The organism is Halomonas sp., assembly GCF_031581305.1.
Taxonomy (GTDB): domain Bacteria; phylum Pseudomonadota; class Gammaproteobacteria; order Pseudomonadales; family Halomonadaceae; genus Halomonas.
Genome location: NZ_JAVLBC010000246.1, coordinates 1 through 4048 on the forward strand (window position 1 = coordinate 1; position 4048 = coordinate 4048).

A 4048-nucleotide genomic window follows, 5' to 3' on the forward strand; every position below is an offset into this window, starting at 1 on the left:
GGTCAAGGGGTCAAGGGGTCAAGGAAAACTTGGCGAGGAACCCTGCCAGCGCCAAGCCAGCGGGGTTCCTTGCTCCTTGCTCCTTGTTACCTCGTCACGCCAGTGACGCGGCGGTGACATTGGGCGCCGGCGCCTCGGTGGAGAGCTTGCGGTTGATGGCGCTCATCACGCCCTTGATGGAGGCGCTGGTGATGCTCTCGTCGGTGCCGACGCCGAACACCGCCTCGCCGCCGACGCGCACCTCCACGTAGGCAATCGCCTCGGCGTCGGCGCCCTGGCCCCGGGAGTGCTCGTGGTAGTCGATGATCTCCACATCGTGGCCCTCGGCGGCCAGCGCCTTGACGAAGGCGGCCAGCGGGCCGTTGCCCTCGCCCTGGATGGTGCGCCGCTCGCCGTATTCCTCGATGGTCGCCTCGAGACTCACGGTCGGGCTCTCCGGCTCCGAGGACATACGGTGGCTGATCAGGGCAAAGGGCTCGTGCTGCTCCAGGTACTCGTCGACGAAGGCCTGGTAGATCATCTGCGAGGTGACCTCCTTGCCCAGCCGGTCGGCGACTTCCTGCACCACCTGGCTGAACTCGATGGAGAGCCGGCGCGGCAGCTCGATGCCGTGCTCCTGCTCGAGCAGGTAGGAGATGCCCCCCTTGCCGGACTGGCTGTTGACGCGGATCACCGCCTCGTAGCTGCGGCCGACGTCCAGCGGGTCGATGGGCAGGTAGGGCACCTCCCAGACGTCGTTCTCGGCCTCACGGCGCGCGGCCATGCCCTTCTTGATGGCGTCCTGGTGGGAGCCCGAGAAGGCGGTGAATACCAGGTCGCCCACGTAGGGGTGACGCGGATGCACCGGCAGCTGGTTGCAGTACTCCACCTCGCGCATGATCGGCGTGATGTTGGAGAAGTCGAGTCCCGGGTGCACCCCCTGGGTGTAGAGGTTCATGGCCAGGGTGACGAGATCGACGTTGCCGGTGCGCTCGCCGTTGCCGAACAGGCAGCCCTCGACCCGGTCGGCGCCACCCATCACGGCGAGTTCGGCGGCGGCCACGCCGGTCCCGCGGTCGTTGTGCGGGTGCACGCTGACGATCAGGTGGTCGCGATGGGCGACGTGGCGGCAGAACCACTCCACCTGGTCGGCGTAGTTGTTGGGCGTCGCGCACTCCACGGTGGCCGGCAGGTTGACGATCATCGGCGCCTCGGCGCTGGCGCCGAAGGCCGCCTCCACGGCGTCGACGATCTCCACAGCGAAGTCCATCTCGGTGGTGGAGAAGAGCTCCGGGGAGTACTGGAAGGTCCAGTTGGTCTCAGGCGCCGCCGCCATGTGCTCGCGGATCCGGGTGGTGGCGTCCACGGCGATCTGGATGCACTCGGGCTTGTCGACGTTGAACACCACGCGACGGAACACCGGGTCGGTGGCGTTGTAGACGTGAACGATGGCGTTCTTCGCGCCCTTCAGCGCCTCGAAGGTGCGATCGATCAGGTGCGGGCGGGCCTGGGTGAGCACCTGGATCCGCACGTCGTCCGGCACCTTGTCCTCCTCGATCAGGGCGCGCACGAAGTCGAAGTCGGTCTGGGAAGCCGAGGGGAAGCCCACCTCGATCTGCTTGAAGCCAATCTTGACCAGCAGGTCGAAGAGGCGCTGCTTGCGCTCCTGGTCCATGGGGTCGATCAGCGCCTGGTTGCCGTCGCGCAGGTCGACGGCGCACCACTGGGGCGGCGTCTCGATGCGCCGGCTGGGCCACTGGCGGTCGGGCAGGTCGACGGCCACGAAGGGGCGGTACTTGGTAGCGGGGTTATCGAGCATCATGGTGGCATTCTCCCAGGTGAGCGGCGGCGATAAGAAACGAGTCGTCAATACGTACGTCAGAAACAGCGACGCCCCGTCGGCCAGGGGCAGACGGGGCGTCGAGGAGGCGGGCGTCATCGCACACGACCGGGCGAGATGCCTGGCGGCACCCGTGGGCGATGGCAACAACGGCAATGGTCATGGCGCGGATACTGCGGGTGATGGACATGCTGCAACCTCGTTTCGACCGGGACGTGCTCTCTAGCGGCGGGCGAGGCGACGGCGATGCAGGCGGCACCGCCCATCGCACTCAGCGGCGGGCTAGGGGTAGTCGTAGGTCGAGAACGAGGTGGCGCGATGTCGTGTTCATGCCCCTAGAAGATCAGTCTTCGTCGCGCCTGTCAACACCGGCCGCGCCTTGCCGGGTGCCCAGGGCCGCCTCCATGCGATCGAGCTGGTCGCGCAGCGAGCGGACGTCGTGGCGCAGCCCGTGCAGCTCCGCGGCCTCGCCCTCGCCGCTCTCGATCTCCATCTGCACGCTCTCCTTCTGCATCACGTCGAGCACGATACCGATCATCATGTTGAGGAAGATGAAAGCGGTAAGGAAGATGAACGTCAGGTAGTAGATCCAGCTCCAGGCATAGACTTCCTGGGTAGCGTACATCACGTCGGTCCAGTCCTCGAAGGTTGCCACCCTGAACAGGGTCAGCATGGCGATCGAGATGTTGCCCCACAGGAAGTCATCGATGTCCGCGAAAAGGAAACTGCCGAGAGCCGCGTAGATGTAGAAGATGATGAACATCAGCAGGGCCACATAGCCCATACGCGGGATCGACTTGACCAGCGCCGCCATCAGCATGCGCAGTTCGGGAATTATCGAGACCAGGCGCAGCACACGAAAGATGCGAAGCAGACGCGCCAGCAGCACCATTTCCGAGTCGTCCAGGGGAATCAAGCTGGCGGTGACAATCAGGAAGTCGAAGATGTTCCAGCCCTTGCGGAAGAAGTCACGCAGGCGCTTCTCCGCGGCCATGCGGATCAGGATTTCCACCAGGAAGAAAACCGTCACCGCCACGTCCATGACCAGCAGCCACTGCTGGAAAGGACTGACTTCCTCTTCGTAGGTCTTGGCGCCGATCAGCAGCGCCGAGACGACGATGATGGCGATGACCACAGTCTCGAACAGCTTGTTGGCGCGCAGCCGCTCGAAGCGCTCGCGCCAGCTAACGAAGGCAGTACTCATGGGGTCTCGGGTCTCACAGCTTGCAACATCAGGCACGGCTGGCGACGGGCACGGCCGCCCTGCTCCATCGCCATTCAGCGGTCGGGTCAGGATTCTGGACGGCGCGATAGTACCATGAGCAGGCAGGACGCCATCACCCAGCATGACTGTCGGCAAGGGCGCGCGTGCTCAAGGCTCGCCGCGGGGAGAAAAAGAACGCTGGGCTGCCAGGAAGATCGCAGGACGCTCGGCGAGCGACGCGATCAAGCAGGGTAGGAGAAAATGGCCGGCCCTGGCCAGAGGAAACTTTCCTGATGAAGTCAGTGAAAGAGGATGACCGTCCTTGGTCAAGGCCATCAACCGATAAAGGCAGCGATGGCGTCGTAGGCGGCCCGCTGGGCAAGGGCGTTTTCGGCCCAATGACTGAGAACTTCACTAGCGAGGTTGAGAGCATCCTGATGCATGGGCATGACATTCCTCCTGCTTGATGGTGAGAAATAATCATGCCCTAGGCGCCGCTGCCGCGCAAATTCGCGTCAAACTGTCGCAGTTTAGAAAAAACCACTGAAAGCCGGGGCAATAGCACAAAAGTGCAAAGGGAAACCAAGCGTCATCCGAGCGGCTACCGCCCCCCCTCCTCCAGGTCCCCCTGACGATAGCCGATCAGATAGAGCACGGCATCGAGCCCCAGGGTGGAAATCGACTGACGGGCCTGAGCCCGCACCAGGGGCTTGGCCCGAAAGGCGATCCCGAGCCCGGCGGCGGCCAGCATCTTGAGATCATTGGCGCCGTCGCCCACGGCGATGGTCTGCTCCATGGCCAGGCCCTCGCGGGCGGCGATCTCGTGAAGGAGCTCCGCCTTGCGGTCGGCGTCGAGGATCGGCTCGCGCACCTCGCCGGTGACCTTGCCGTCCTCGATGATCAGCTCGTTGGCATGGATCTCGTCGAAGCCGAGCCTCTCCTGCAGGTGGCGGGCGAAGTAGGTGAAGCCACCGGAGAGGATCGCCGTGCGATAGCCCAGCCGCTTGAGGTGGCGCATCAGCCGC

At 64.5% G+C, this 4048-nt stretch carries 3 protein-coding genes; all 3 read right to left on the minus strand.

Annotated elements, in window-relative coordinates; genetic code table 11:
• Nucleotides 1-94: 94 nt before the first annotated feature.
• Nucleotides 95-1801, minus strand: a complete 1707-nt coding sequence (gene leuA / locus RI841_RS15035; RefSeq protein WP_310706445.1) for a 2-isopropylmalate synthase — start codon at nucleotides 1799-1801, stop codon at nucleotides 95-97.
• A gap of 361 nt (nucleotides 1802-2162) precedes the next feature.
• Nucleotides 2163-3023 (minus strand): ion transporter, encoded by an 861-nt coding sequence (locus tag RI841_RS15040; protein ID WP_310706446.1) that lies wholly within the window; start codon nucleotides 3021-3023, stop codon nucleotides 2163-2165.
• Between the two features lie 601 nt (nucleotides 3024-3624).
• Nucleotides 3625-4048: HAD-IB family phosphatase (locus tag RI841_RS15045; protein ID WP_310706447.1), on the minus strand; the 424-nt coding region annotated here is incomplete at its 5' end.

Excerpts from the sequence above, each read along its gene's own strand:
- leuA (WP_310706445.1), bottom strand. The coding sequence starts at position 1,801 with ATGATGCTCGATAACCCCGCTACCAAGTACCGCCCCTTCGTGGCCGTC.
- RI841_RS15040 (WP_310706446.1), bottom strand. The coding sequence starts at position 3,023 with ATGAGTACTGCCTTCGTTAGCTGGCGCGAGCGCTTCGAGCGGCTGCGC.